The 25597-nt window shown below is 32.2% G+C and carries 19 protein-coding genes; 10 read left to right on the forward strand and 9 right to left on the reverse strand.

Annotated features, from left to right (window positions below):
• Nucleotides 1-249: 249 nt before the first annotated feature.
• Nucleotides 250-1005: an alpha/beta fold hydrolase gene (locus ACWVCY_RS00445; RefSeq protein WP_455139349.1), complete on the forward strand. Its 756-nt coding sequence runs from the start codon at nt 250-252 to the stop codon at nt 1003-1005.
• Nucleotides 1006-1132: 127 nt separating this feature from the next.
• Here the strand turns inward: ACWVCY_RS00445 and ACWVCY_RS00450 are convergent, their stop codons facing one another.
• The 3 genes from ACWVCY_RS00450 to ACWVCY_RS00460 all read right to left on the reverse strand — a co-directional run bounded on the left by ACWVCY_RS00450 (nt 1133) and on the right by ACWVCY_RS00460 (nt 6051).
• Nucleotides 1133-2140 carry a M42 family metallopeptidase gene (locus ACWVCY_RS00450; RefSeq protein WP_455139351.1) on the reverse strand — a complete coding sequence of 336 codons (1008 nt, stop codon included), beginning with the start codon at nt 2138-2140 and terminating at the stop codon, nt 1133-1135.
• Nucleotides 2141-2359: 219 nt separating this feature from the next.
• Complete coding sequence (locus ACWVCY_RS00455) at nt 2360-4213, reverse strand: ABC transporter ATP-binding protein (protein WP_455139353.1); 1854 nt, start codon at nt 4211-4213, stop codon at nt 2360-2362.
• Nucleotides 4213-6051: an ABC transporter ATP-binding protein gene (locus tag ACWVCY_RS00460; RefSeq protein WP_455139355.1), complete on the reverse strand. Its 1839-nt coding sequence runs from the start codon at nt 6049-6051 to the stop codon at nt 4213-4215. Before ACWVCY_RS00460 ends, ACWVCY_RS00455 begins: the two co-directional genes overlap by 1 nt.
• A gap of 855 nt (nt 6052-6906) precedes the next feature.
• On the opposite strand from ACWVCY_RS00460, the gene uvrA reads away from it, so the two are divergent.
• Together uvrA and ACWVCY_RS00470 are read left to right on the forward strand one after the other, a co-directional pair.
• Nucleotides 6907-9807: an excinuclease ABC subunit UvrA gene (uvrA, locus tag ACWVCY_RS00465; RefSeq protein WP_455139357.1), complete on the forward strand. Its 2901-nt coding sequence runs from the start codon at nt 6907-6909 to the stop codon at nt 9805-9807.
• Between the two features lie 113 nt (nt 9808-9920).
• Nucleotides 9921-11036: a sensor histidine kinase gene (locus tag ACWVCY_RS00470; RefSeq protein ID WP_455139359.1), complete on the forward strand. Its 1116-nt coding sequence runs from the start codon at nt 9921-9923 to the stop codon at nt 11034-11036.
• Nucleotides 11037-11069: 33 nt separating this feature from the next.
• Here ACWVCY_RS00470 and ACWVCY_RS00475 read toward each other — a convergent pair whose 3' ends face one another.
• The gene (locus tag ACWVCY_RS00475) at nt 11070-12437 is read right to left on the reverse strand and encodes an NAD(P)/FAD-dependent oxidoreductase (RefSeq protein WP_455139361.1); all 1368 of its coding nucleotides are present in this window, start codon (nt 12435-12437) and stop codon (nt 11070-11072) included.
• Nucleotides 12438-12686: 249 nt separating this feature from the next.
• Here ACWVCY_RS00475 and ACWVCY_RS00480 point away from each other — a divergent pair, with 249 nt between their 5' ends.
• Nucleotides 12687-13727 carry a hypothetical protein gene (locus ACWVCY_RS00480; protein ID WP_455139363.1) on the forward strand — a complete coding sequence of 347 codons (1041 nt, stop codon included), beginning with the start codon at nt 12687-12689 and terminating at the stop codon, nt 13725-13727.
• A gap of 15 nt (nt 13728-13742) precedes the next feature.
• Here ACWVCY_RS00480 and ACWVCY_RS00485 read toward each other — a convergent pair whose 3' ends face one another.
• Both ACWVCY_RS00485 and ACWVCY_RS00490 read right to left on the reverse strand, forming a co-directional pair.
• Complete coding sequence (locus ACWVCY_RS00485; RefSeq protein ID WP_455139365.1) at nt 13743-13907, reverse strand: hypothetical protein; 165 nt, start codon at nt 13905-13907, stop codon at nt 13743-13745.
• 12 nt (nt 13908-13919) lie between these two features.
• Nucleotides 13920-14387, reverse strand: a complete 468-nt coding sequence (locus tag ACWVCY_RS00490; protein ID WP_455139367.1) for an aminoacyl-tRNA deacylase — start codon at nt 14385-14387, stop codon at nt 13920-13922.
• A gap of 48 nt (nt 14388-14435) precedes the next feature.
• Between ACWVCY_RS00490 and ACWVCY_RS00495 the strand changes: the two genes are divergently transcribed.
• Nucleotides 14436-14975: a GNAT family N-acetyltransferase gene (locus ACWVCY_RS00495; protein WP_455139369.1), complete on the forward strand. Its 540-nt coding sequence runs from the start codon at nt 14436-14438 to the stop codon at nt 14973-14975.
• A gap of 848 nt (nt 14976-15823) precedes the next feature.
• Complete coding sequence (locus tag ACWVCY_RS00500) at nt 15824-17533, forward strand: long-chain-fatty-acid--CoA ligase (protein ID WP_455139371.1); 1710 nt, start codon at nt 15824-15826, stop codon at nt 17531-17533.
• 2 nt (nt 17534-17535) lie between these two features.
• Here ACWVCY_RS00500 and ACWVCY_RS00505 read toward each other — a convergent pair whose 3' ends face one another.
• Complete coding sequence (locus tag ACWVCY_RS00505; protein WP_455139373.1) at nt 17536-18279, reverse strand: hypothetical protein; 744 nt, start codon at nt 18277-18279, stop codon at nt 17536-17538.
• 116 nt (nt 18280-18395) lie between these two features.
• Between ACWVCY_RS00505 and ACWVCY_RS00510 the strand changes: the two genes are divergently transcribed.
• The 3 genes from ACWVCY_RS00510 (at nt 18396) to ACWVCY_RS00520 (ending at nt 19947) form a co-directional block, all read left to right on the forward strand.
• Nucleotides 18396-18803 carry a hypothetical protein gene (locus tag ACWVCY_RS00510; protein ID WP_455139375.1) on the forward strand — a complete coding sequence of 136 codons (408 nt, stop codon included), beginning with the start codon at nt 18396-18398 and terminating at the stop codon, nt 18801-18803.
• Nucleotides 18804-18940: 137 nt separating this feature from the next.
• Nucleotides 18941-19120 carry a CopG family transcriptional regulator gene (locus ACWVCY_RS00515; RefSeq protein WP_455139377.1) on the forward strand — a complete coding sequence of 60 codons (180 nt, stop codon included), beginning with the start codon at nt 18941-18943 and terminating at the stop codon, nt 19118-19120.
• A 35-nt stretch (nt 19121-19155) separates the two neighbouring features.
• Nucleotides 19156-19947: a queuosine precursor transporter gene (locus ACWVCY_RS00520; protein ID WP_455139379.1), complete on the forward strand. Its 792-nt coding sequence runs from the start codon at nt 19156-19158 to the stop codon at nt 19945-19947.
• A gap of 5 nt (nt 19948-19952) precedes the next feature.
• Here the strand turns inward: ACWVCY_RS00520 and ACWVCY_RS00525 are convergent, their stop codons facing one another.
• Together ACWVCY_RS00525 and ACWVCY_RS00530 are read right to left on the reverse strand one after the other, a co-directional pair.
• Entirely contained in the window at nt 19953-22127 is a 2175-nt protein-coding gene (locus tag ACWVCY_RS00525) for a DNA methyltransferase (RefSeq protein ID WP_455139381.1), read from the reverse strand.
• Between the two features lie 136 nt (nt 22128-22263).
• Nucleotides 22264-24369: a DNA methyltransferase gene (locus tag ACWVCY_RS00530; RefSeq protein ID WP_455139383.1), complete on the reverse strand. Its 2106-nt coding sequence runs from the start codon at nt 24367-24369 to the stop codon at nt 22264-22266.
• A 413-nt stretch (nt 24370-24782) separates the two neighbouring features.
• Between ACWVCY_RS00530 and ACWVCY_RS00535 the strand changes: the two genes are divergently transcribed.
• The gene (locus ACWVCY_RS00535; protein ID WP_455139385.1) at nt 24783-25376 is read left to right on the forward strand and encodes an ArsR family transcriptional regulator; all 594 of its coding nucleotides are present in this window, start codon (nt 24783-24785) and stop codon (nt 25374-25376) included.
• Nucleotides 25377-25597: the final 221 nt, after the last annotated feature.

A 25597-nucleotide genomic window follows, 5' to 3' on the forward strand; every position in this document is an offset into this window, starting at 1 on the left:
ACTTGTTTTTCTAGGATTAATTGATATTAGCTTTAATATTCAACAAAATATTTATTCATATGACGTTTTTAATGTTGTTATCAATATATTTTCTCTCAGTTTAGGAATTATTCTTATTTATTGGGCAATTTTAGGCTCGAAATCAACATAGGTGGGAATACTTAATTAACTTTGAATTTACCTTAATTTCCATATTAAACTAAAAATAACATCAAAAAATTAACCTATTTACTTGGAGATTACCAATTCGTGCCATATATTTCAAATAACGGGTATAGAACATATTACTACTCTAAAGGACAAGGAAAACCTATTGTTTTTATCCACGGTTATCTAGGAAGTGCTAAGTCACATTGGGGAGACCAAATCTTTAATCCCTCTCTCCAATCACAGTTTCAATTAATTGCACCAGACCTTAGAGGATTTGGAAGATCAAACACTAAAATTGTGGAATCACATCCTACTTCAAAAATTATTCAGGATCTCAGAATTCTGTTAACTCAAGAGTTACAATTAATAGATAAGCCGATTTTAGTAGGATATAGTGTTGGAGCTGGACTAATTTTACAATATACTCTTCTATGGCCTGAAGATGTGAAAGGATTACTACTTTTAAGTCCACGTCCTTTTATCAGTGAAACTACCCGTGCATGGTCGCCCTCATCGAAAGAAAAACGTTCAGGAAAGAAGAAAAGTTCATTTAGTAGTAAAGTATGGACTATTGTGAAGATTTTACAAAACCAAATGACCTTTTTTGACACTAAGATCAAATTAAGACGGTCGAAAGATTTTTTAACTAAAATATCAGAAATTCAACAACCAATCTTATTACTTTATGGAAACAGAGATACAGTAAATCCTAGAATTTCATTTAATGTTCTTAGAGACTATTTACCTCCCCATGCTAAAATCGGGGTATTTCCTGCTGATCATGGAATTTCTCATGAACATCCACGTGCTTTTAATAAGGTTCTTACTGAATTTTGCCAGTCAATATTCTCTTAATTAGACTATTATTGATTTAGTATATTTTTAAAACTGATATATGTAAGAAAATCCATATTTTTTTGATAATTATTTCAAATATAATGAAAATTATAATTATTCCTTTGTAAGATATCAATATTATAAGTCAAACTTGTTCAAATAATTCCATTACAGCTTCAATTTTCTCAATTAATGCTATAATATAAGTCACTTTATCGTAGCAATCACTTAGACAGACTATTTCTCCTGGTGTATGAGCATTTTTAATTGCTGTCAAAATAGGTATTGTGGGTACACCTTGCTCAACAGTTCGAATAGTTGTCGCATCTGTTGCTCCAATGTTCCATACTTCCGTTTGAAGAGCAATTGAATGAGATTCAGCTAATTCTAGTAGATAATCTCGTATTTGGGTTGGAAGAACAACAGCTTTATCTGAAAGTGTTATTACAGGACCCTTCCCAATTTCAACAGGATACATGTGATATGTAGCATCAAGAACAATAGCAATATCTGGCTTAATTGTTTGAGCAGCGGTCTTTGCCCCTCGTGCTCCAACTTCCTCCTCAACTGTCCCCACTAAATAAATATCGTGAGAAGGAGGGTGAGATACTAAATGATTTGCTAAAAGAAGTAGCTCGAAAACACCTATTCTATTATCTAATCTAGGTGAGCAGATAATATTCTCTGATGGATCCCCAAGTAAATAGGGATTATTAAGAAAATGGACAGGGTCTCCTGGACTTATGAATTTTAATTCCGTTTGAGTTCCAGTGTCAATTTCAAATGAAGATTCTTCTCCGCTTTTTGATGCATACATAAGTCCAGTAATCATCTTTTTGGGGGTTTGAATCCCTACAAGTTGCAAATGACATGCGTTCACGTCGTTATAACCAAATGAAACTACTTTTACCATCCCATTAGATTGTACACTGTGCACAATAAATCCACAAGTATCCATGTGAGCGGAAATCATTATCTGTTTTTTTTGGGAGGAATTCTTCTTACCTGTAATATGACAGATCACACTACCCAATCTATCTAATTTTATTGCACTATAATCACGAAATTTTGAGCACAGATAGTTCCGTATTCGAGATTCATGACCGCTTTGGCCAGGAATAGCTATCAGATCGTTCAGTAACTCAGGTATCATTAGACAATCCCTTTTCATATCTTTTATTGGACAATTTTCTAAAAAACATTCTGATCATAAGGTTTATTCACAAAAATTATATCTGATTTTAATATAAGCCTTGAAAAATTGCATAAAGTGTTTCAATTAAGGAATAATTACATCATATCATAAAATTAAATAAAAGGGGGACCCTGAAACAGTCTTCAGATTCACTTTAAACCAATAAACTTAATTTTATTAAGGAGGTGGAGCAGTAGCAGTTACTGGTTCGGTCAATATTGCTTCTGGAGCCCAAGTGACCTCTTGATGCTTAAAGTAAGTATTATAGAGGTTGGCATATGTCCCTTCTTGGGCTAAAAGGGCCTCATGATTTCCCTCTTCGATAATTTTACCTTTTTCGAGCACAATAATACGATCTGCATTCTTAACGGTAGAAAGGCGGTGAGCAATCACAATGGAAGTTCTTCCCTTCATCAATTCTTCAAGGGATTCCTGAATGATTGACTCAGTATACGCGTCTACAGAGGATGTAGCTTCATCAAGAATTAAAATCTTAGGATCAGCGAGTAATGCTCTCGCGAAGCTAACTAGTTGTCTTTGTCCTGTACTTAACAAGCCGCCTCCTTCACCCACTTGTGTTTGCAGTCCGTCTTTTACATACTCTAATATCTCATTAACCCGAGAAATTTCTAACGTTCGTTGAAAATCTTCAGGAGACGCGTCTCGTCGTCCATACGTAATATTCTCCTCAATAGTTCCGTTAAAGAGGAAAGGAGTTTGAAGTACAATTCCAAGATGACTACGATAGGATTTAAGTTTAATATCCCGGATGTTTATTCCATCAACGAGAATTTTCCCATTTTGAAAATCGTAAAACCGAGAAAGAATTGAAATTATTGAGGTTTTACCTGCTCCAGTTTCTCCTACAATGGCGAGTTTCTCACCTGGATTGATAATCAAGGAGAAATTTCGTAAAACTGGAGTACCTTTAACATATTCAAAATCAATGTTTTGAAATTCGATTTTTCCTTGAATCTGATCGACCTCTAAATCCCCTAGATCTTGAACCTCAGGTTTGCTATCGATAACTTGAAGAATTCGCTCGTAGGCTGCAAAACCTGCTTGGATTTGGGCATAGAAGTTCACTAACTGAGTAACAGGGAAAAAGAACCGATCAAGATAAGAGATGAAAACATAAAGAGTTCCTGCGGAAATACTAAAACCCAAAATTGCATTATTTCCTCCAATGAATAAGATAACTACCATGCCTATTGCTGAAAGCAAACTAACAAAGGGAAAGAAACCCATCATTGAAATTCCCCTTCGAAAACCAGCAAGGAAGTGTTTTTGATTAATCTCTTTAAATTCAGCTAGAGTTTCAGCTTCTACACCAAATGATTTGCTGACGGTAATTCCATCAACCGATTCAGCCATAGCTGCGTTAACTGAGGCATGAGCACGACGAAAACTCATACTCGTTGTCCTTGCTATTTTTCGGAAGAGAAAACTTGCAACAAGAAGAATGGGAACAACTAACGCTGATAATACTGCTAAAGGAAGATTAATGATTGCAAGTACAATAAATACGGAAATTAAAGTTAAAAAATGACCAACTACAGTCATTACGATCGAAACTGCCCCTCCATAATCTGCTGCATCAGCTGAAACGCGGGAGTTCAAGCGTCCACTTCGATTTTGGTCAAAAAACTTCATATCTTGACGTTGAAATGCATCAAAGATATCTCCTCGGAGGGTAACCATAAAATCAGGAACTAAATTCGCGACTTGGATACTGATAATGTAGTCTCCCACCCAATTAAGGACAGAAAGTATAGTATAACCAATTCCCCCTATTAAAAGGAAAATAAAAATAGCATTAAATGGATCCCTAACTTTTAAGGCATCAATAATAACCCCAAAGATTAATGGGCCAGCTAATCCTGTAAATGTTAAAAGAATCATAGATAAAGTTGAGATAGCTATTGGACGTTTGTACGGAGCCAGTCTCTTCCATGAACGAATGATTAATTCCTTATCAGTATATTTTCTTTCCTGATCTTCTCTTTCTAAACCTTCAAAAATCCATCCCATTATTTTAAACCTCCTATGGCAGGTGTACTAGGACTAATTTCTTGAAGAGGAGGGAGATCGACATTCTTTCCAAATATTCGCCGATAATCAGGACTTGTGTGAATTAATCTCGAATGATGTCCACGGGCAACAATTTTTGATCCCTTGATTACAATTACACAGTCTGCAGAGCGAATGGTTGATAATCGATGGGTTATAACAAACGTTGTTCTTCCTTGACTTACTGTATGAATTGCTTTGACGATTTCCTCTTCTGTTTTCGAATCTACTGATGAGGTACTATCGTCTAGGATTAGAATTCTAGGATTAGTTAGAAATGTTCTTGCCAAAGCAATTCGTTGTCGTTGACCTCCTGACAATTGGCTACCCCCTTCACCTACATTTGTCTCATATCCTTTTGGTAAATCATTAACTATAAAATTATGAGCCTGTGCCATCTGAGCAGCTTTTTCTATTTCAGCTTGAGAAGCATTTCGAGCTCCAAAAGCAATATTTTCCTTAACACTTCTTGGGAATAAGTATATATCTTGCTCGATCCTTCCTATGCTTTTGCGTAGAAATTCTAATGACATTTCTTTAATATCGATTCCATCAATCGTTATTCTCCCTTTATAATCATATAATCTTAATAATAGTTTTGTTAGTGATGATTTTCCCGATCCTGTAGGTCCGACAATAGCTATAGTTTGTCCTGGTGCAATGTGTAAAGATATATTCTCTAAAATCCATTTTTTACTTGTAGGATATTTAAATGAAACATTCTCAAATGCGATGTTTCCTTGAATTGTCTTTAGCTGTCCATTCTTTACTTCACCAATATCTTCTCCTGCTTCTTTCATTTCCATAGAAAAGATCCGTCGTGCACCTGCCAATCCTCCGTTGAATATCGTCACTGCAAACGATATAACATAAGTGGGTCCTAGTAGTGTAAAAAGAAGCCCATTAAATGCAACAATATTTCCTATAGTCAATTCATTGTTTGCCACAAATAATGAACCGATAAAAACTGAAAATCCTATAGCTGAAAATAATACAAGTGTTGGAAAATATCGTGCTTGGATTATTTGCCTTTTAAACCATGTTTCTCTAAAATCCAATACATATTGCATGAATTTATTTCGTTCATAGGTCTCTTCAGCAAAAGCTCTTACAACTTCTGCTCCAGTGATATTGTCTTGAACTGCAGTCGCAATTGCTCCCCATTTACGCATAAAAGTATAACTAATCGGAGCCATTTTTTTATTATAAGCAAAGACAGCCCAAACGTACACAATAAAAAATGGCGTAGCTAAAACGATTAATTGAGGAGCATTCATTACTCCAATCACTAAGAACAAAGAAATTATTATTGAGATAAATACATCCGACATCATACTAAACCCTGGACTAATCATGCCTCCAACCTGTCCAAGGTCATTCGTTGCTAGAGCCATTAATTCTCCTGTTCTAACGGAGTCATGAAACTTCAATGGTTTATTTTGCATTGAATTAAAAAATTCTTCTCGAATTCTTCGCTGAGCTGACCATGAAAGCCATTCATTTGAAATGGTTGTGGCTAATGAGATAATGAATTGAACTAAAGCTATAATAAAAATTGTTGTAACAAAGTTTTGAAGAATTTCAATCTGTTCTTGATTAGTATAGAGATCATTGAGGTCTATTATAGCAACATCCAAAGCTTGTCCTAATAGAATGGGAATAGCTGCACGGACAAAAATTGTTAATCCAGTTCCAAATACAACTATTCCTATTATTAACGGATTTGCTGCTAGATGACCTAAAAGCCATCTCCAAAATCCAGCTGGAGTTTCTTGTGAGGAATCAGGGACGAGTGACATAAAAAGATCATCCTATTCTAGGCTTTTAAGCTTAGGTTTTCTGGTAAATTTGTTAATTATATTTTTTATATAAATTGCTTGTTTCAAATTTTTGCTTATTAAAGGAATAGAAGTTCTGTTAAGAAAAATTATATCTCTTATTATTGGGAAATTAATATTTATTTTATAAAATTAAATTTTATGGAAAACTATATTACTAAAAGTGTTATTTATTTGATAACCAATATATTTAACAAACTTTCTTCAAGAAAAAAGAGAGAAAAAGGCCTTAATTACGTTTTTTTTCTAAAATGGGGAAGTGGAAATAAGATAAGAAAGGACACAAAAATTTTAAGCTTGGAATGATGTTAACTATAGATCCATCACTCACTTTAAAAATTTCCTCAACAATAGAAACTTAGTTACGATCATTAAGAAAAGTAATGATCCAAATATATTTTCTCTCATTTATTGATTTGTATTCCCCAATCCATGTCTCAGTTTCATTACCTTCTTAGAATACGTATTAAGGGTTAAATTGGTTTTCTCTTTTAATTCTAGGTACTTGCTGGTTTCTTTGATAACAAATTATTCTCTTTAAATCCTCAATTATTTGATTATTATTTTGAAATTGGTATGAGCTAGTTAATTAAACTGAGATAATCTCCTGAAAAAATATAGCAAAAGTGCTTTATTTTCCCATTTATTGTCAAAATAGACTTATATAGCTATTTACATACTGTTTAGGTGCTTTATTTATTAAAACATGCAATATTAATAAATTAATAAGATAATCTTGCCACCTCCTGAGGTTTTAAAAAGGTAACATAATATAATATTTTAAGGAAAAAATTACCACAAAAGGAATAATTTGCATTGACATCTTCTCCTAACGATTTTATTTACGTTCAAAATGCTCGAGTTCACAATTTAAAGAATTTAACTGTTAAAATTCCAAGAAACCAACTTATAGTCATCACAGGCGTCAGTGGAAGCGGAAAATCAAGTCTTGCGTTCGATGTTATCTTTGCAGAAGGCCAACGAAGATATGTTGAATCCCTCAGTGCCTACGCACGACAATTCTTAGGACGAATGGAAAAACCTGATGTCGATTTAATCGAAGGATTATCACCAGCTGTTTCGATTGAACAAAAAACTACAAGCAGAAACCCACGGTCAACTGTAGGGACTCAAACTGAAATTTTTGACTACTTACGTTTATTATATGCAAATATCGGTATTCCCCATTGTACCTCATGTGGAAAAGAATTACGAGTTCAAACACCTCAAAGTATTGTGAAAACTCTCCTTACATGGGATGAAGGAACTCGAATTAAGGTTTTAGCTCCAATTATTCGAGGTAAAAAAGGAACTCATCATACTCAATGGGAAAATCTCCAAGAAATGGGTTTTGCTCGAGTCCGTGTTGATGGAACAGAATATGAGTTATCTGATCCACCTAAATTAGATCGATATAAGCTTCACACTATTGAAGTTGTTGTAGATCGGTTAATTATAAACTCAACTATTCGTAAGCGACTTATTGAAGCTATTGAACAGGCACTTGAGCTAGGAGAAGGAGTAGGAGTTATTACAAAACTTAATGAAGAAAGACCAGATAACGATGAGGATTTCTTCTTCTCTGAAAATTATGCATGTCCTGATTGTCAACTATCATTTGAAGAATTAAAACCACGAAATTTCAGTTTTAATTCTCCTTGGGGTCATTGTTCGAATTGTCAAGGGTTAGGTACTACACTGAAAATTGATCCAGATTTAATTATTACTAATTCTGACCTTTCATTTCGTGAGGGAGGCATAATGGAGAAACCTATGAAACCAGGAACTTGGAGATATGCTTATTATACTTCATTGGAAAAAGCATGGACAGATTTTTCAGTTGACATTCCAATTAAAGATCTTCCTGAAAATGTTTTACAAAGATTACTCTATGGATCTAACCAAGCTATGAGTGTCGTTTTTGAGTCTGAAAGGAGCCGATGGGAGTCAAAAAATCATATCCACGAGGGGATTATAAACAATATTTGGCGAAGATATCAAGAAACTAATAGTGATGCAGCAAGAAGGTATTATGAATCGTATATGCGAAGAGACATATGTGATATATGTAATGGGAAAAGATTAAGGCCAGAATCTCTTGCAGTTACTATTCTTGACAAGAACATCATAGATATTTCAGAGATGACGGTTGAAAAGTGTCAGAATTGGATAAAAGAGCTGAAAACTAAACTTTCAAAAACTGAGAAAAAAATTGCGAAGAATATCCTTCGTGAAATAAAAGCACGACTCGAGTTTCTAATCTCTGTTGGTTTACCTTATCTGACTTTAGATAGAACATCTATGACATTAAGTGGAGGAGAATCTCAGAGAATTCGATTGGCAACTCAAATCGGATCAGCTCTTGTTGGTGTGACATATGTTTTAGACGAACCTAGTATTGGATTACATTCAAGAGATCAAAATAAATTACTTCTCTCCCTCCAAAATTTAAAATCAATAGGAAATACGGTCATCTGCGTAGAGCATGATCACCAAACAATTCTAGCTGCTGACCATATCATTGATTTAGGACCAGGACCTGGAATCCATGGTGGAACTTTAGTTGCACAAGGTTCACCTGAAATGATAATGAATACCTCAGATTCTATTACTGGTTCATATTTATCTGGAAGGAAAAAAATCGAGATACCTAAATTCAGAATCATAGGAAATGGAAAAGCTATTCGCATATTTGGAGCAGCTCAGAATAACCTTAAGCATATTGATGCTGAATTTCCTTTAGGCCGTTTTATATGTATTACTGGAGTATCTGGATCGGGAAAATCAACTTTGATGAACGATACGCTTTATAAAGGATTAATGAAATATCTACATAAATCAAAAGTAAAGGTAGGCATTCATGATAAATTTGGTGGTCTTGATTTTGTCGATAAGGTAATCAATATAGATCAAAGTCCTATTGGGAGGACTCCACGAAGTAACCCAGCTACTTATACTGGTGTTTGGGATCCTATTCGTTCCTTATTTGCAAATGTAAAAGAAGCTAAAGTAAGAGGCTACAAACCAGGAAGATTCAGTTTCAATGTAAAAGGAGGCCGTTGTGAAACCTGTAGGGGAGGTGGCCAGATAAAAATTGAGCTTTCTTTCCTTCCTGATGTTTGGATTACATGTGATGATTGTAAGGGGAAAAGATACAATATAGAAACCTTAGAAATCCGTTATAAAGGTAAAAATATCTTTGATATACTAACTATGACTGTTGAAGAAGGATTAACCTTTTTTGAAAACATTCCTAATATTCAACAAAAGCTTCAGACAATTGTTGATGTTGGACTTGGATATATTCAAATTGGACAACCAGCTACTACACTTAGTGGAGGGGAGGCTCAAAGAGTCAAATTAGCAAAAGAATTATCAAAAAGATCAACTGGTCAAACGTTTTACATCTTGGATGAACCAACAACTGGATTATCAACTCACGATATTTCATATCTTCTTTCTGTTTTAAGACGGCTTGTCGAAGAAGGAAATACCGTCTGTGTTATCGAACACAATCTTGATGTCATTAAAACAAGTGATTGGATAATTGAATTAGGTCCCGAAGGGGGAGATGCTGGTGGATTGATACTTGCAACGGGAACTCCAGAAGAAATAGCTCAAGTCGATTGCCCTACTGGTCATTTCCTCAAAGAAGTTCTTAATAGCCAAAACCATAGTTCTACAAACTCAAATTCTACAGTAAAAACCACAAATTAACTTATGGTTCTTTTTACTTTCAGATTACAATTATTATGAATAAAGTTCCCAATCATTTTTATTATGCTATTCAATCAAATTTAATAAATCCCTTAATCTGAATGGATGTCCCAATGAAAGAAGTTATTCCATCTTTTTTGGATGAAACGCCAGATATTTTATCATTTGAGGATCTAAGAAAGTTAACCAAGTTAGTTTTTATCCCTTCAGGGTATATTATTCAGTTGAAAGATATTCATGGAAATATTTTATGGGAGGATGAACATACACTTAAACTCAAAGGTGATCGTGTAGGTCAAAAATGCTACAAGGTTAATTTCGGTCGTGATAGCCCATGTCCACATTGCACAGCAATTGACAGTTTACAAAATATGGTACCTCAGACAAAAGAAGACCGAAGTTTAATAGATGGAAAATGGTATAGGATTATCGCTATTCCAATTGTATTTCAAAGAGAAATAACCTCGCTAGAATTGATGAGGGATATAACTGAAGAGAAACATCGTGATCAACAGGTGGAATCTATAATATCAACCAGAACTCTTATAACAAATATCATTAGGCATGATGTCCCAAATTATTTAAATACTATTAATTTTGCATTAGAAGGTTTAAAATCTGAACTAAAGGATTCGTCAAATTCAAGATTTTTGGAAATAGCACAATCAAACACAGAACGTACAATATCACTCTTAAACCGACTTAGAGAGTTAAGTCTATTAGAGGATCCTCTAGAGGATTTATATCTAGTTAATATTGATGATATTGTTAGAAAAAGCGCCTCTGAAGTCCAAAAATCCTTTCCCGAAAAATCTATTGAAATTAACATTGAAAAATTATCTGAAAAAACATGGATTTTAGGTAATGAATTAATATCTGAGATTTATTTAAATATAATTCAAAATGCTATAAAATACACCCCTAGCGAGAAGGTTACAATTGATATTCTTATTAGCCATATTACAACCCAACAAGAATATGTAAATGTCAAAATTACAGATTATGGAAGAGGAATCCCCCCCAATCTTAAAGAAGTGATTTTTGATCGTCGTAATAGGATTAATAAAGGTTGGAAACCAACTAAAAACGCAACGGGATTAGGAATGACCATTATTAAATCTTTGATAGATACTTTTGGGGGCCATATTGAGATATTAAATCGTATCCCAGAAGATTGGACTCAAGGAACCGTTATTGTAACCAGATTTCCTCAATCTCAAGTTCAATAAGAATAAAATACTATTAATAATCCTAACTTAGACTCATTCATAAGTATCACGAAATTTGTTCATTTCAATATCAAAGTCATTTTTCCAAGTTGGATAGTTTTCTGGATCATTTGGATAGTTGGAAAATATTTTTTCAAATTTTTGGGTACTTTTCGATACTCTAGCAATTGTTAATAAAATATCATAACGGGGAAAGGCTTTGATCGCAATTTTAACCATTTCAAACAACCCCAATTTCTTTCCCGAGTGAATATTAATGAATTGATCTTTTGAAAGGATAGATCTACGTATTAAAAACTCCAGACCAGAAACCTTGATTTTTTTTAGTGCCTCGGAGAATAATTGAATTTTTATATGACTTAACCCAAAATGGTTCATGATCTTATTATTATATTGCCATAAGAATTCTTCTGAATGATATTTATCTATTTCAATGGCCTTAGATGCAATTTCGCCTGCGTAATAACCAGCTATTAATGCTGGACCGTGACCTTCGGCAGTAAATGGATTTACATGAAGTGCTGCATCACCAGCGGTAAGAAAACCTGGAACAATGGCATTTGTAAGTGGGTATCTAGTTGGAATTTGTCCTCCTCCTTTATCTAGAACTTCATATGTACCCTCTGGATAATATTTATTCAAAACTTCCCGGAAGAGCTCCTTCATTCCTCTATCAGACTTTCTATCCATGTACCACCCGATTCCGACATTTAACTGTTTTTCTCCTTTACTAAAAATCCAGAAGTATCCAGGTTCGGGAATAGTTTCATCATAGATCAAGTAAAGCTCATTATGGTACGGATGATCTTGATTCTTTAATGATATAATTTCTCTATATGTTGCAGCGATGTCTCGTTTTTCCAAATGCTTTTCTAAGAATGGAAAAAGCCGCTCAGGTAGAGTTTTACGAATTATAAAATTTCTACCAGAACAATCAATGGTTATCTTTGCATGGATTTCAGACAATATTCCTTCACCTCCCTTTTCTACAACTACTGCACCCCTTACTGAAAAATCGTCATAGAGAGCACTAATGACCTTCGTATTATCCTTGATCTCTACTCCAAGCCCCTCAGCCATTTTTAATAATCGTTGTCCATAAGGATGTCGATTCAAAACATACCCATCTCCTGATAGAGGAAAAGAGACATTATGTGATTTGAAAATAGCCCGTTCAACAAAATCAGCGACTTCATTTCCTGTTGGATGTGGTATTCCTAAATTTCTTTCTAAGAACTTAATTGGTTCAAGATTCAGTGCATCTCCACAAACCTTATTCCCAATTTCTTGATAACTCTTTGAATCAACCAAAATCACTTCTCTTCCCTGTTTTGCTGCAGTTATGGCTGAAATTATCCCTGCAGGTCCACCACCTACTATTAAGATCTCTGTTTCGACCATTCCCTGATCTCCATTAAATATTTGATAAATAAACTAATAATTTTCAAAAATTATAATTTCTATATATTAATCTTCCTTTAAAAGCCAATTTATTCTTAAAATTAATCCGCTTAACGAAATGGACATGAGAAAGAGATGTTAGAAATAATTTTAAAAATCTTGAAGCTATCAAACTGATAGTAAACTATTTTTAAAATTCATAAATCTTTATTAAGTTCCTTGTATTTCAAATCGAATTGAGGTTACTATTTGAAAGCATATAACCGAAGGCTTTACCTTAATAATTGGGCAATCCTTGTGGATGAAAAAAGTCAAGAGGTAATGTGGTATTATGGAGATATAGCTGAACCAAAAATCACTCAAACCATAGATTTCATTCAAGCTCTCTCTAAACTTGGGACTGAAATTTATTCTGAAACTATTGGAATAATTCGTCTCAAATATCCCCGTCCACATCCAACAAAAGCGAAAGAAATAATGTTAGTAAATCTGTTAGATAGATATCATTTTGTTATCTCAGATCCTTTAGTTACAACCCGATTAATCCAAAAGGTTCAAGTTATTGAAAGTGATTCAATCCCTCACTTGGATGAGATAAGAAGTATCTTAGCTGGATCTGCATCAGTGATTTATTCTGAATTTTATACTCATGAAAAGCAACTAGATCCCAAAGTTGTTGATAGTTTATTTCAAGAAGCTCTTGAAGCAGTTACTCTTGATCAAGAAAAGGTCTCAGTGGGAAATGGTGAATGTTCATTTTCTGCTCTAACCTTAGAAGAGCTATTGTTTTTCCATGCTCTATTGAAGAAAATTTTTGAATCTTATGTCTATATATCCAGAGATGATCGACCTTGGGGGCTATTACATTCAATTTCAGGAGCTCAGATTTATTTAGAATATGACCCTGTGGTAGATTCTGCACTAATTAGTGCTTTCTCTTCAGTAATTGTAACTTATTGCAGATTACTTTTTGGAGGAGATCCAGAACGATTGGTATATGGGAGTCATTCCATCTCAGGAATGGATTTTATTACTACAACAGATAATATCTTTGTAACAAATAACCCAAGACGGTTACTTCATTTGGAAAAATTTATTAGACAATGGAAAAAAGTTCCTCCAACCGTAATCACTGATTTAGCACCCGCGATGAAAGATTATTTTGTGGACCTTGTGGTTACAGAACATCGCGAAAAATTAAAAAAATTGGAGTTACAACAGATTATAAATAGGCTTACAAAAATGGGAATTCGTCGTGCAAATGCTTATAAGCTACCTGTTAATGAGTAAAGATCAAAAAAAAGATTAAAAATAATTTTCTTCTTGTTTGATTAGTTTAGAACATATTGAACATTTATAAAGACGAACTCCATCATGTTCATGTTGACCAATTGTCTTATTTCGATCAAAAGAAGTACCCTCACCTATTGGTTTGAATTGATGACCAAAAATTAAACATTTTAGTTTCATTTTTATCACCAATTACAAAGGTATCGAAATATCTGCTATTAATGGGTGTGTACAATCTAGTAGCTCATCTAATGAAATTTTTAAATTCCGATTTGACTTTCCTCCTCCTCCAAAAAAAATATTTTTATTTAAAGCTATTTCATCGATGATAACAGGTATGGTTAAACTAATGGGAGGAATATCACCAATGTTATATCCAGTTATGTTTTCCACTTCTTCAGGGGAAGCGAGAGCTACATCTTTTATTCCTAAAATATCTTTAATTTTCTTGGTCTTTATTTTTCTATTTCCTTGTAATAAAATAAGATAGAAAGTTGATATTTTATACTTATCTTTACATAGAACAACGATTGATTTTATTATATCTTCAGGCTTACACTTTAATGCAGCTATAGCTTCAGATACGGTTTTAACGGACTTTTTATGCTCAATAATATCAGCTTTAAGATTTTTTGCTATAATATATTCATCTAGTAACATTTCTAATATAACCCTGATTTATAATACATATAAAAAAATTATTTAATTATGATCAATGGTAAAAATATTTCTTTAAGGGGTCTTGAATTAGCAGATGTCCAAGAGCTTATGAAGCATTGGAATAAAAAAGAAGTAAAAAAATTTCTTCTAACAATAAGTCCTCACTCTTTGGAAGAAGAAGTTGAATGGATTAAATCAACGTGGGAAAGACGAAAAAAAGGAGAATCTTATATCTTTGCTATTGAACTTCTAAGTGAGCAACTGCATATTGGAAATATAGAACTTCGGATTGCAGACCAAATTAGTCGAAGAGGTGAAGTTGGGATTGTAATTTTCAATTCTGATTTTTGCTCTAAAGGTCATGGTACCGAAGCTTTAAGACTTCTTTTAGATTATGGATTTAAAGCGCTTAATCTTAATTCGATTGAACTTCAAGTTTTTGAAACAAATCTACGTGCAATTAGATGTTATAACAAGGTAGGTTTCAAGGAAGTTGGAAGAAGAAGAAAAGCGAGGTTTTCTGAAGGAAAATATATTGATCTGCTCATAATGGACATTTTACGACAGGAATTTCTCCCTTTGGAGTAATTATTCCAATAATAATGATTTTAAGACCTTAAACATTATAATATATTTAGTTTAAAGGAAAGAGAGAATAACAAAAAATCAAAAGAATCGAAAGGAGGAAAAAAACTCCCTCCCTCCAAATTTAAATCAGAACTAAAAACAAACTTGCTTTACCCAATGTATAAAATGAATATTTTACTTAGGAGGAAGCTAATTTCTATTTAAAGTTGTATTGGGGAGCTTATTTCTTTTTAGGGGTAGTTTTAGGAGCTTCTTTCTTAGGCTGAGCTTTTTTCTCTTCCATCTGATTCACCTTCTATAAACGTTTATAGTCAAAATGCTGACCCTTTGGGTTTTTGGGTCGTGTATATATTTTTTTCATTCAGAATTTAAACTTTACCTAGATAAACTACAATTCCTTTGACTAAAAGAAATTACTTCTCATTTAATCAATTCTTAGGAATTTATAAGCAAAATTATTGCAGCAAATTATCTTATTCTACAAAAAATCAGAAACTAAATCTGTTCATGATTTACATTTAAAAGTGACATTTGAAATTATTTCAGTCTAATAACCCAAAAAATTAATGTATAGCAAGAAATATGAAATTATGAACTATAACACAATCCTATCCAAGTTTTTTTACTTATTGAACCCTTAAAATTCCAATATCTATTTCAAATTAATTATTCAAAAAATTTTTTTTTGATTATAAATTCTTGAGTTTGTTGGTCTCATTTTCCTACTTAAATAGTCAAGATCTATTTGTATTAGCTCATTGGTATCTATTTTCAGCTCCACGAAAGGTTTTTTTGTTATTTATACAATCTAAGAAATGAAAAAGAAGGATCATAAGGTTGTTTGATAAATGGTAGTAGAAGGAATTTGGTTAAACTCATATCCAAAAGGAGTTCCTAAAACCTTAGAATACCCATTAAAAACTATTTCTGATACATTAGTAGAAAGTGCAACAGATTTTCCTGAAAAACCAGCAATTCTCCTCGCTGGAAAAAATTTTAAAACAACAAAGATAACATATAGAGAATTAAATCAAAAATCTACTAATTTTGCTAAGAATCTTTATAAAAGACTTAATATAAGAAAAGGTGATCGAATTGCCCTTTATCTCCCCAATTTCCCTGAATTTATTATCGCTTATTATGCTTGTCAAAAATTGGGAGCAATTGTTGTACCATTAAATATATTATTTTCAGTTAAAGAATTAGAATATCATATTCGTGATTCTGGAGCTCGTATCTTAATAACTACTGATGTAAAGACTTCATCTCCCAGTAATTTGGAAAAAACACGCATCGTCAAAGCTAACCTTGATCAATTAGAATATATCATCGTTGCTTCCGTTAAACCCTATCTATCCACAATTAAAAAACACATAGGATCTATAGTTGGTCGAATAGAAAAATTGAAAGCTTCAGAATTTTACTTTGATGATTTTTTAAAGGAAATGAACGATTTTGAATTACCAGTCCTAGAAATCGATCCAAAAGAAGATATTGCAATGATCCCCTATACAGGAGGAACAACTGGAACAGCAAAAGGAGTTATGCTCACACATTGGAATCTTACAACAAATTTTTATGCCGCATATCATTGGATAATCCCCTTATTTAATGGATTGCCTCCTAAAGGAGAATTGAAATTTCTAGCAGCTCTTCCATTATTCCATCTCTTCGGGAATGCGATATGCATGGTTTTTGCAATCTTTTTAGCTTCAGAAATTATCCTAGTTCCAAATCCACGTGAAAGAAATTTTACAGAGCTTCTAGAATTAATCGATAAATATAAGCCAAATTTCTTTCCCTTTGTCCCAACAGGATATATTGCTCTGCTTAATCATCCAAAGATTCATAATTATGATCTAAAATCTATTGATTTTTGTCTTTCAGCTGCTGCACCGTTATCAGTTGAAGTTATGAGAAAATTCGAAGAAATCAGTGGAACAACAATTCTTGAGGGGTGGGGCCTTACTGAAACAAGTCCTATCGCAAGTGCAAATACCCCAATTAAACGAAAAATTGGTTCTGTAGGAATCCCAATTCCTGATACTGAAGTAGCCATATTTGATCCAGAGGATAAAGAAAAACGTTTATCATTTGATCAGATCGGAGAATTAGGAATAAAAGGCCCACAAATAATGAAAGGTTATTGGAATAAAAAAGAAGAGACTGAAAATGTCATGAATTCTCAAGGTTTCTTTTTAACAGGAGATATCGGTCGTATTGATAAAGAAGGGTTTATCTATATTGAGGATCGTAAAAAAGATATGATTATTGCTTCTGGATACAAAATATTTCCTCGAGAGATTGAAGAATTCTTTTTTCAACATCCTAGTGTTGAAAATTGTGCAGTTATTGGTATTCCAGATGAATATAGAGGAGAAAAACCATCATGCTTTGTTGTTTTAAAAGAGAATTCTACTATCACAGAAGAAGAACTAATGGAATATGCAAAAAAAGGCTTAAGCAAATATAAAGTACCAAGCAAGATTGAAATTCGGAAAGCTCTCCCCACAAACATTGTTGGGAAAGTTCTTAAACGAAAGTTACGTGAAGAATAATCTCATTCTGAGTTTTTCTTTTTCAGTATTTGTTTCTGAATATTAGCAACGATATTATCTTCTTCTTTCTTCATAAAATAGACACACTTTGTTTTTAAAAAGCAGGTTGGGCATTTTGGTTTATTTTTTTGACAGACATTCTGTGAATGAACTACTATTAATGCATGAAGCTTTCCAAATTCTTTAAAATCTTGATTAAATGCACTACCTATGTATTTTTGTACAATTTCATAGTTTTTGGTTAAAAATTCAGCTTTTCCTAGGAATCTTGCCAGAAAACGTCTAGTATAGGTACCAACAATAGGTATAGATTGCCCATAACAAAATTCTAATATCGAATCAGCAGTTTCCTTACCAATTCCTTTTATTTTTAATAACGACTCTCTTGAGGGAGTTTTAGAGCCTTGAGAAATCAAAAATCTACTTAAATTAATTATATATTCTGATTTTTGTTTATAGAATCCTGCAAATCTGACTGCTTCCTCTAAATATCTTTGATCATTATCCATAATGGATTGGAAAGAAAAAAGCCCCATATTTTCTAATTCAGATATTGCACGGCTTACATTCCCCCAGTTTGTATTTTGAACTAATATAGTCCCGATAACAACTTCATAAAATTCCTTTGGGGTCTTTTCTCGTTTTATCCAAAGCTCCCATGTTTCGTGATGAGGATTCATCTTTGTATAATTTTCTCGGAGTAATAAAAAGACCTTAGGTAACATGATTTTCGCCTTATTATTCATTTAATACTGATTCTTTCAAACTGATTAAAGAACGGAGCTGCATTTTTTATATAAGGCTTTTTATATGACGCATTGTCAAGATCTACTTTTAATATCATCTTGTTTGATATTCTTGTATGTCTTTTGACCAATCTAACAATATAGTTGAAGCATTAGCTTGGCAGATTATGATTGTTTCCCTTTTTCATGCATTAGTACGTCAAACCTTAAATCTTCTTTTTACTATGGTTGGAATCTCAAATCCTAAGGATTCAGACCAATATCTCAAATATATTTTTAATTTAGTTAGAAAAGGAATTATTTATGTTCCAGAGGTAAGATTGGAAGTTTTTCAGACAATAGCTGAATCTATTGATGCTTATCTTGTGAAAGATTATGATGAAACTATACGACATTTCATAAAACAATTAAATGACATAAAAATTGAACTAGAAGGAATTACGAAATTAAAGGAAATCCCAATTAACGCCTTAACCGATTTAAAGAATTTAGCAGAGGGAAAATATGTTGAATCTTTTCATTAATTCATATTCAAAAAATAAGAGTTGATAAAATCAATTATTTTTTTAAACCTCTTCTAATCCTCCCCTTATCATATTCCCAGAGTAAAATATATAGAAATAAGATTTTTTTTTTCAAAAAAAGAGAGGAGTCTTTTATATTGCCTAAAATTAGTGTAGAGGTTCCACAGCATATCCTGGATGATTTAAGTATTCATATTGGAGATGATAAAAAGTTTGTTTCATTAAGTGATGCTGTAAGAACTGCATTAAGAAAACTCTTAGACAATTTAGATGAAATCGATCGACGACATGGGCGTATCAATGGAAATGAAGTATAATAATAACAAACTAAACATTTGAGGAATAATTCAAAATGCTAGAAGGATTAATTATAACTTTTGTTGTATTTATTGTTTTAGGTGTAGTTTCTATAATTGGTGCATGGCATACCGCTAAATTTAATTCAGCAAATAGTCTTATTGGTATTTACATTCTTTTTTTGACTTTAGCTCAGTTTTTTGCTGCTAAATCTCAATCAGTGTTTGATTTTGGACTTTTTTCTTTAGTTGCTCCAGCTGGTGTAATCGTTTTTCCTTTTACATTACAAGTAACTGATATGGTAAATGAGAAATTTGGAAGAAAAACAGTCTATCAAATGATATGGATTGCACTTGTTAGTCAAGTCATCATGGTGGTTTTGCTTTTAACATCTCAAATATTACCACTAGCTGAGAGTTGGGGAAACGATCCCGACCCATTAATGGCTTTTGCTGTTGTTCCTGCAATAACAATTGCTTCTTGGATAAGCTTTTTAATTAGTGAGCGATTTGACGCTTGGATTTATGATCAATTTAGAAAATGGATAAGATTAAAAAATCAAAATTCAGAAGAAAATTGGTACAAATACTTGTGGATTCGGAATGTTTTTAGTGATATCTTGAGTCTTAGTTTGGATTCAATAATTTTTGTACCGCTAGCATTTGGACTATTGCCAATGGTGTTGAATGGGATACTTCAATCATTGAGCTTAGTAACAGGACCAATTCTTCCTTTTAACGTTATAATTACACTTATTTTCGGGCAATTAATTACTAAATGGATATTAGGGGTGATTGATACACCATTCATGTATCTAACTCGGTGGATCTACAATAAATATGAATAATGCTTCTAAAATTCAAACAATGATAGCATTTCATCTATCTGTAGCTTCTTACCGTTTTTCACAATATTTGGGTAGTATTGGGTCATCCATTGTAGACCCAGTCCTATTTTTAAAATTTGTTGATCATTTTCTGAGATTTCTATACTATTACCTTGCGTTAATGCCGTGAGACGAGTTAAATAATGATCTTCAATTTTTTGTAGCAATATATCCCACTCTATATGTCCATCTGCTCCTTCATTAAATTGGGACATTATTTTTCGGCAAATAAAAATAATATCAAACTCTAATCCTTTGGTTCCACGGATTTGTGTACTTGTTTTCATTTCAGAGAGTACAGGGTATGTATTCACAATATAGAATCTACTCTCGACTAAACTCTTAATTAATGATGCCCAAGCCTTCATTTGCTTATGATGAAAAGTAAAAATTAATAATCCCTCTTGTTTAAGGATCCTATTACATTCTAGGAATACGTCTCTCAAACGATTTTGATAGTCAATATCATCTTTTTCGAGTTTAATATTTTTAATCACTTCAGGAATTTTTGGAGTATAATCAGGTTTGAAAAAATCATAAGAACTGCTCAAACCTATTCGAAGCCACACAAAATAAAAATCTGATAATTCAGCATACATTACATTGTCAAAGTAAGGAGGATCAGTAACTATTAAGTCAATTGTATCTGTTAAAAGAGGTATATTATTTGAAGAACCACAATAAAGAAATACTTTAGATTCAGATGAATTCTCTAATAATTCGGAGTATGATTGAACATTTTTTGCAGCAATCGTTCTAATCATTTTAATTCGTGACGATTTTCCATTAATAACTTTAATTTCATATGGATTTTCACAATATTTCTTGATTTTAATCGTTTTTGACATGAAATTTCTAAAAGTCCCCGTACCATATTTTGTCCCCCAAACATTATTTTCAACTGGATTGAGTGTGGCTGGAAAAGCATGTTTACGAAAAAGATTGTAAATATAATGATTTTTACGATGATATTCACAAAGTAGATTATTGTATTCAAGGGCCGTTGAAAGTGTTAAGAGAAAGAATTCTTGCAAATTTTGATCGTTGATGGTCAAAATTTCTTTTAATAATAAGCCTAGACATAATAATTGTCTTTTTGTAAATAAATTTTTAAAATAATAATATTCATGGTTCAGTAATTCTTGAGTTTTTAGGCCACAAGGGATTTTTTGCTGAGGTATAGGCAGATCATCTTTCAAAATTTCATATTCTTTCTCACAATTATTATATAGTTTAAAATCAGATGAATCTGGAACTTTAAAGTCTCTATTCCTGCAATTAGGACAATAATATTCAATCGCATACATTCTTCGAGAAAATCTTTTTGTTTTCATTTCTTTAGATTTTGATATTTTCCCTTTAAACAAACATTTAGGACAAATATATCTACCTCGTTTAGCATTAAAGCTATTAGGTGTGTAAGATTTCCCACAACGAGAACAAAGGATTTGATTTTTTAAATCCCCTTTTACCAAACATCCACAATACTTACAAATTGTGATACTAGCTCTTGATTTACCCTTTTCATATGTAAGAATAAAACTTCTAAATAGAGGAATCTTTTCATTACAATAATCACAATCTATCTCCCTAATCCAGAAAAAATACATAGCTAGGGCATTATTTTCATTACATTGACCACAACGGGTCTGATAATACTTCAAAAGTCTCTTACTTATCTTTTGTTCCAACTTATTATATTCTTCTTCTAAAAGTATTGTATTAACATGATCTAATTCCTTTTTGACGGTAAACCAAGCCACAGGATTTAAATCCCCTCCTATCATCTTAAATCCTAGACGAATTCCTTCTACCAGTGTTGTTCCACCTCCCATAAATGGATCACAGACCATCATGTTTGAAAAATCGTGTTCTTGTAAAAATAAATTCCAAAATTCTGTTTCAGAGATATTTACACGTTTATTATCATGATCAATAGGAATAGCAGAAAAAATTAGAATAGATCTAAAAATTGTCCCTAATCTACGTGCAAACCATTTATGTAGTGTCAAGATTGGACGAAAAAAGCGTTTTGCATTTCCTTCTCTAAAAGCAAGCTCACTTATAATGCGAAAAGGAAATATTCTTTCAATTAATCGAATTTTTAAGACTTCTTTTGTCTGGTTATCTTGTATCTTCATTCTAATGATCCATCAGTTGTTTAGTATTAGATATGAACTTCCATTAAGCATTCACTAACTATTCAATTTTTTGGGGTATTTTTGATAAGCAAAGAGCTAATTTATTTTTTCTTACTTAATTGATAACATTGAGGAATTATATAACATCCTTACTGAGTTTTTTTGGATAGTTTGTAAAAATTTGCTGGAGAACCAGCTTAAGATCTATATTCGGTTCTATTATTAATGATTGCGAGATCAGAGGAAGCAGTTGGGAAAATTTTTCTTCCCATTCACTCTGAGATAATGGATTAATAAAATTAAAGTTTTTTTTCACTAATTCTATCAATAACACTTGATTTAAAGAGCTTAATTTATTTGAATCACCATTAAAATCTTTTTTTCTACAGAAAAGAAAAAAATCAACATCCTGACTTTTAATAGGTCTAGCTCCAAATTCACTATGTACTGAATAAACTGTACTAATATAGAAATTTCCATTATTAACAGATTTCAATATTAATTCCCAAGCAAGCTCACTTGAATGATGAAATGTAAATATGAAAGGAGCATCATCCTTTAAGACACGATTACATTCCTTAAAGACTTTTGTCAACTTTTCTAGAAACAAATCTGCATTTTTTTCGACTCCTACTTCCTGATCTGACATAATTATTTCTGATTTAAAATCAGAGTACTTGGGATAAAGAAATAATCGTAACCAGACATAAAAAAAATTGGATAATTCAGAATATTGTATATAATCATAATAGGGTGGATCAGTTACAATAAGATCGATTGAATTATCAGGCAATCCATATTGTTGTAGATCTTCTGATGTCCCACACAGCAATAAGGTATTCCTTTCATCATTGCCAATTAAATCATCAAATGAGGAGGAAGTATTAGCCAAAATAGATTCTTTAGGAATTTTATATTTGATAATCTTACCTTCTTTGAAGAAAATTTCAAAAGGGTGTTTACAATAATCTTTGGCTTTCCTGATCCGATCTAAATATGTAATAAATGTACCATTGCCCTTTTCAACACCCCAAACATTATTCTCAACAAAGATCGTTGGCACTAGAAAAGATTGATAATTAAAAATGTTTACAATTTGTTTCATTGTATAATTGTAGGGACATAGAGTTGTATGAAATTCTAGGCTGCTTGAAAAGGCAGCAATCAAATACTCACGAACATTTATATTCTCAATTTTTAAAATTTCATTTGCTAACAACCCCAAACTCAACAACTGTCTAGAGTTGAAAAGGTCGGTGAATTTTTGAAAGCCATAATTCTTCAAATTTTCAATATTATATCCATGAGTAGGTAAATTCTGTTTAGGAATCAATAATTCATCAGAAAGTTCTAAGAACCGATCATATATTTTCTGATAATTTACAATATCCTCTTTTGTTATAGCCTTATACCCTCTGGTCTTACATTCTGAACAATAATATTCAATAGCGATCTGGCGTGTGCCCATAGATGTCTGGAAATCTTTAATTACCTCCAATAAGCGATATTCAGCGTGACAGGTCTTACAAATAAAGTTTTTATTTTGACAATTACCTTTTCGTGGGACAAAAGATTGATTACAAGACGGACATTTAATCATTATATCTAGCTTTTTATTTGTATAAAACAATTGTTCACATGAAGGACAAATAATCATAACCGTAGAACTCTTCCTCTTTTCTACCCCTATTATATAATATTTGAATAAGGTTTCATTAGAATGACATTTAGGACATATAATTGTACGTACCCAGAAAGTGTACATAATAGACGCTTCCAAGTTATTACAAACATCGCACTTAGTTTTATAAAAAGAAAGAATTGTATTACCAACCCTAGAGGTAAGTTTTTTCACTTCTTCGTCAAACTGAATTCTATTAAAATCAGTAAGCTCCAATTTAGTAGTGAATAACGAAATGGGATTGATATCAATACCAATGGTCTTTAATCCAAGTCTATTAAACTCAGTAAGAGTGGTTCCTCCTCCGCAGAAAGGATCAAGAAGGATTTTCCCTTGGAAATTTTGTTTTTTATAAAAATCCTGTTCTTCAGGAATTTTAGAGTTTGTGAAAGGAGGTTTATTAAGAAAATGTGCAATTCCTAATGCTCTTAAAGGAGACCCTGGTCTTCGGGCCCATGATTTATGAATTGAATAAATGGGACGATAGAATTGTCTCCTTTGTGTTTCTATTTGAGCAATTAGCTTAATCTCCTTTGTGGGAAAAAGATCTTCAACACTCATTGAATTGTTGCCTCAGTCAATTCTACCTTATCTATGAATCCTAAGAGATTAAAATTCATTTTCAAACCTTCAAAATATTCAGAAGATTACTAACAGATAAATCTGGAGTCCTGAACCATGATTAACATTCTTATATTAATTACTTAAGATTTTTAGATTTATTTTAAAGATGAAGTTATCTTATATGTAACTTCACAGAATTTTTATACTATTTTAGTTATTTCTCCATATTCTACCTAAACTTCATCTGTTCTACAATAAATAAGTTTTAAATTTGATTTTTACTCATTAATTTTATTATTTAACAAAATAGAGATTTATTAATAGTAAAAGAATTTAAATTTCTATCTCATCCTTTCAAAAAATAAGTCTGCATTTCAAATGAATGTTATAAATATGCAGAAGGTTGAATATTGAGAATCATTAGAGACCCAAAAAAAGTAGAAGTTGTTGTAGAAAAATCAAGATGGGAACTCTGGAGTCTTCTTAGGAATGAGGGACAAATGACTGCAGAGAAACTAGCGGATAAACTCGATAAGAATGTTAGTACTATCTATCGCCATTTAAAAAAATTAATTGATGCAGGTTTTGTTAAAGAGCAAGATATACAAAAGGGTAAACAAAAATATGTTATCAAAGAATATTCTGCTGAACTCACTGACGCATTCTTCATTTTAAGTGAAGAAGCAGAGTCATTAATAGCTTCTCAACCAGGAGAAATATCATATCTTCAAGATTCAGTTCCTGTTATTCTTTCTTATTTCAAATCCTTAGGATTCAACCTAGAAAAGGAGGAAGAAGCAAAAACAAAGGAAATTATGTCAAAAATTCTGATTAAATTAAGCAGATTTATAGGAGATCTAATTGGGGAAGAAACAAGTTCTAATTTGATTTATGACCATGAATTTGAGGTAATGAGACGTTTCCTAGCTATGTTTCTCACACAAATAGATGAAGAATTTGACAAACAAGTTGCTAATCTACGTCTTTTGTTACTAAAGAAGTAATTTAGAAATTATTTTAATTTCTCGAGTTAAAATCCTTATCCGATCTGAAATTATAACATAAAAATGTTATAAATACATTTTTATAAGATTTAAAAGGATTTTTCTTAATATCCAGTATCCTACCTTATTTAGATTATGACTAACATTAATTATTTTATTAGATTTTGATACAAAGAAGAATTTATGATTTGAGACTCAGTTAAATAGAGAATCTTCTTCCA

This window comes from Candidatus Hodarchaeum mangrovi, from assembly GCF_975850365.1.

Bases quoted from the DNA above. Each gene is read 5' to 3' on its own strand.
- ACWVCY_RS00490 (WP_455139367.1), bottom strand. From the start codon at position 14,387: ATGTTACTAGATGAATATATTATAGCAAAAAATCTTAAAGCTGATATT.
- ACWVCY_RS00485 (WP_455139365.1), bottom strand. From the start codon at position 13,907: ATGAAACTAAAATGTTTAATTTTTGGTCATCAATTCAAACCAATAGGT.
- ACWVCY_RS00460 (WP_455139355.1), bottom strand. From the start codon at position 6,051: ATGTCACTCGTCCCTGATTCCTCACAAGAAACTCCAGCTGGATTTTGG.
- ACWVCY_RS00530 (WP_455139383.1), bottom strand. From the start codon at position 24,369: ATGAGTGTTGAAGATCTTTTTCCCACAAAGGAGATTAAGCTAATTGCT.
- ACWVCY_RS00525 (WP_455139381.1), bottom strand. From the start codon at position 22,127: ATGAAGATACAAGATAACCAGACAAAAGAAGTCTTAAAAATTCGATTA.
- ACWVCY_RS00455 (WP_455139353.1), bottom strand. From the start codon at position 4,213: ATGGGATGGATTTTTGAAGGTTTAGAAAGAGAAGATCAGGAAAGAAAA.
- ACWVCY_RS00450 (WP_455139351.1), bottom strand. From the start codon at position 2,140: ATGATACCTGAGTTACTGAACGATCTGATAGCTATTCCTGGCCAAAGC.
- ACWVCY_RS00510 (WP_455139375.1), top strand. From the start codon at position 18,396: ATGTCTTTTGACCAATCTAACAATATAGTTGAAGCATTAGCTTGGCAG.
- ACWVCY_RS00475 (WP_455139361.1), bottom strand. From the start codon at position 12,437: ATGGTCGAAACAGAGATCTTAATAGTAGGTGGTGGACCTGCAGGGATA.
- ACWVCY_RS00500 (WP_455139371.1), top strand. From the start codon at position 15,824: ATGGTAGTAGAAGGAATTTGGTTAAACTCATATCCAAAAGGAGTTCCT.
- ACWVCY_RS00495 (WP_455139369.1), top strand. From the start codon at position 14,436: ATGATCAATGGTAAAAATATTTCTTTAAGGGGTCTTGAATTAGCAGAT.
- ACWVCY_RS00470 (WP_455139359.1), top strand. From the start codon at position 9,921: ATGAAAGAAGTTATTCCATCTTTTTTGGATGAAACGCCAGATATTTTA.
- ACWVCY_RS00505 (WP_455139373.1), bottom strand. From the start codon at position 18,279: ATGAATAATAAGGCGAAAATCATGTTACCTAAGGTCTTTTTATTACTC.
- ACWVCY_RS00520 (WP_455139379.1), top strand. From the start codon at position 19,156: ATGCTAGAAGGATTAATTATAACTTTTGTTGTATTTATTGTTTTAGGT.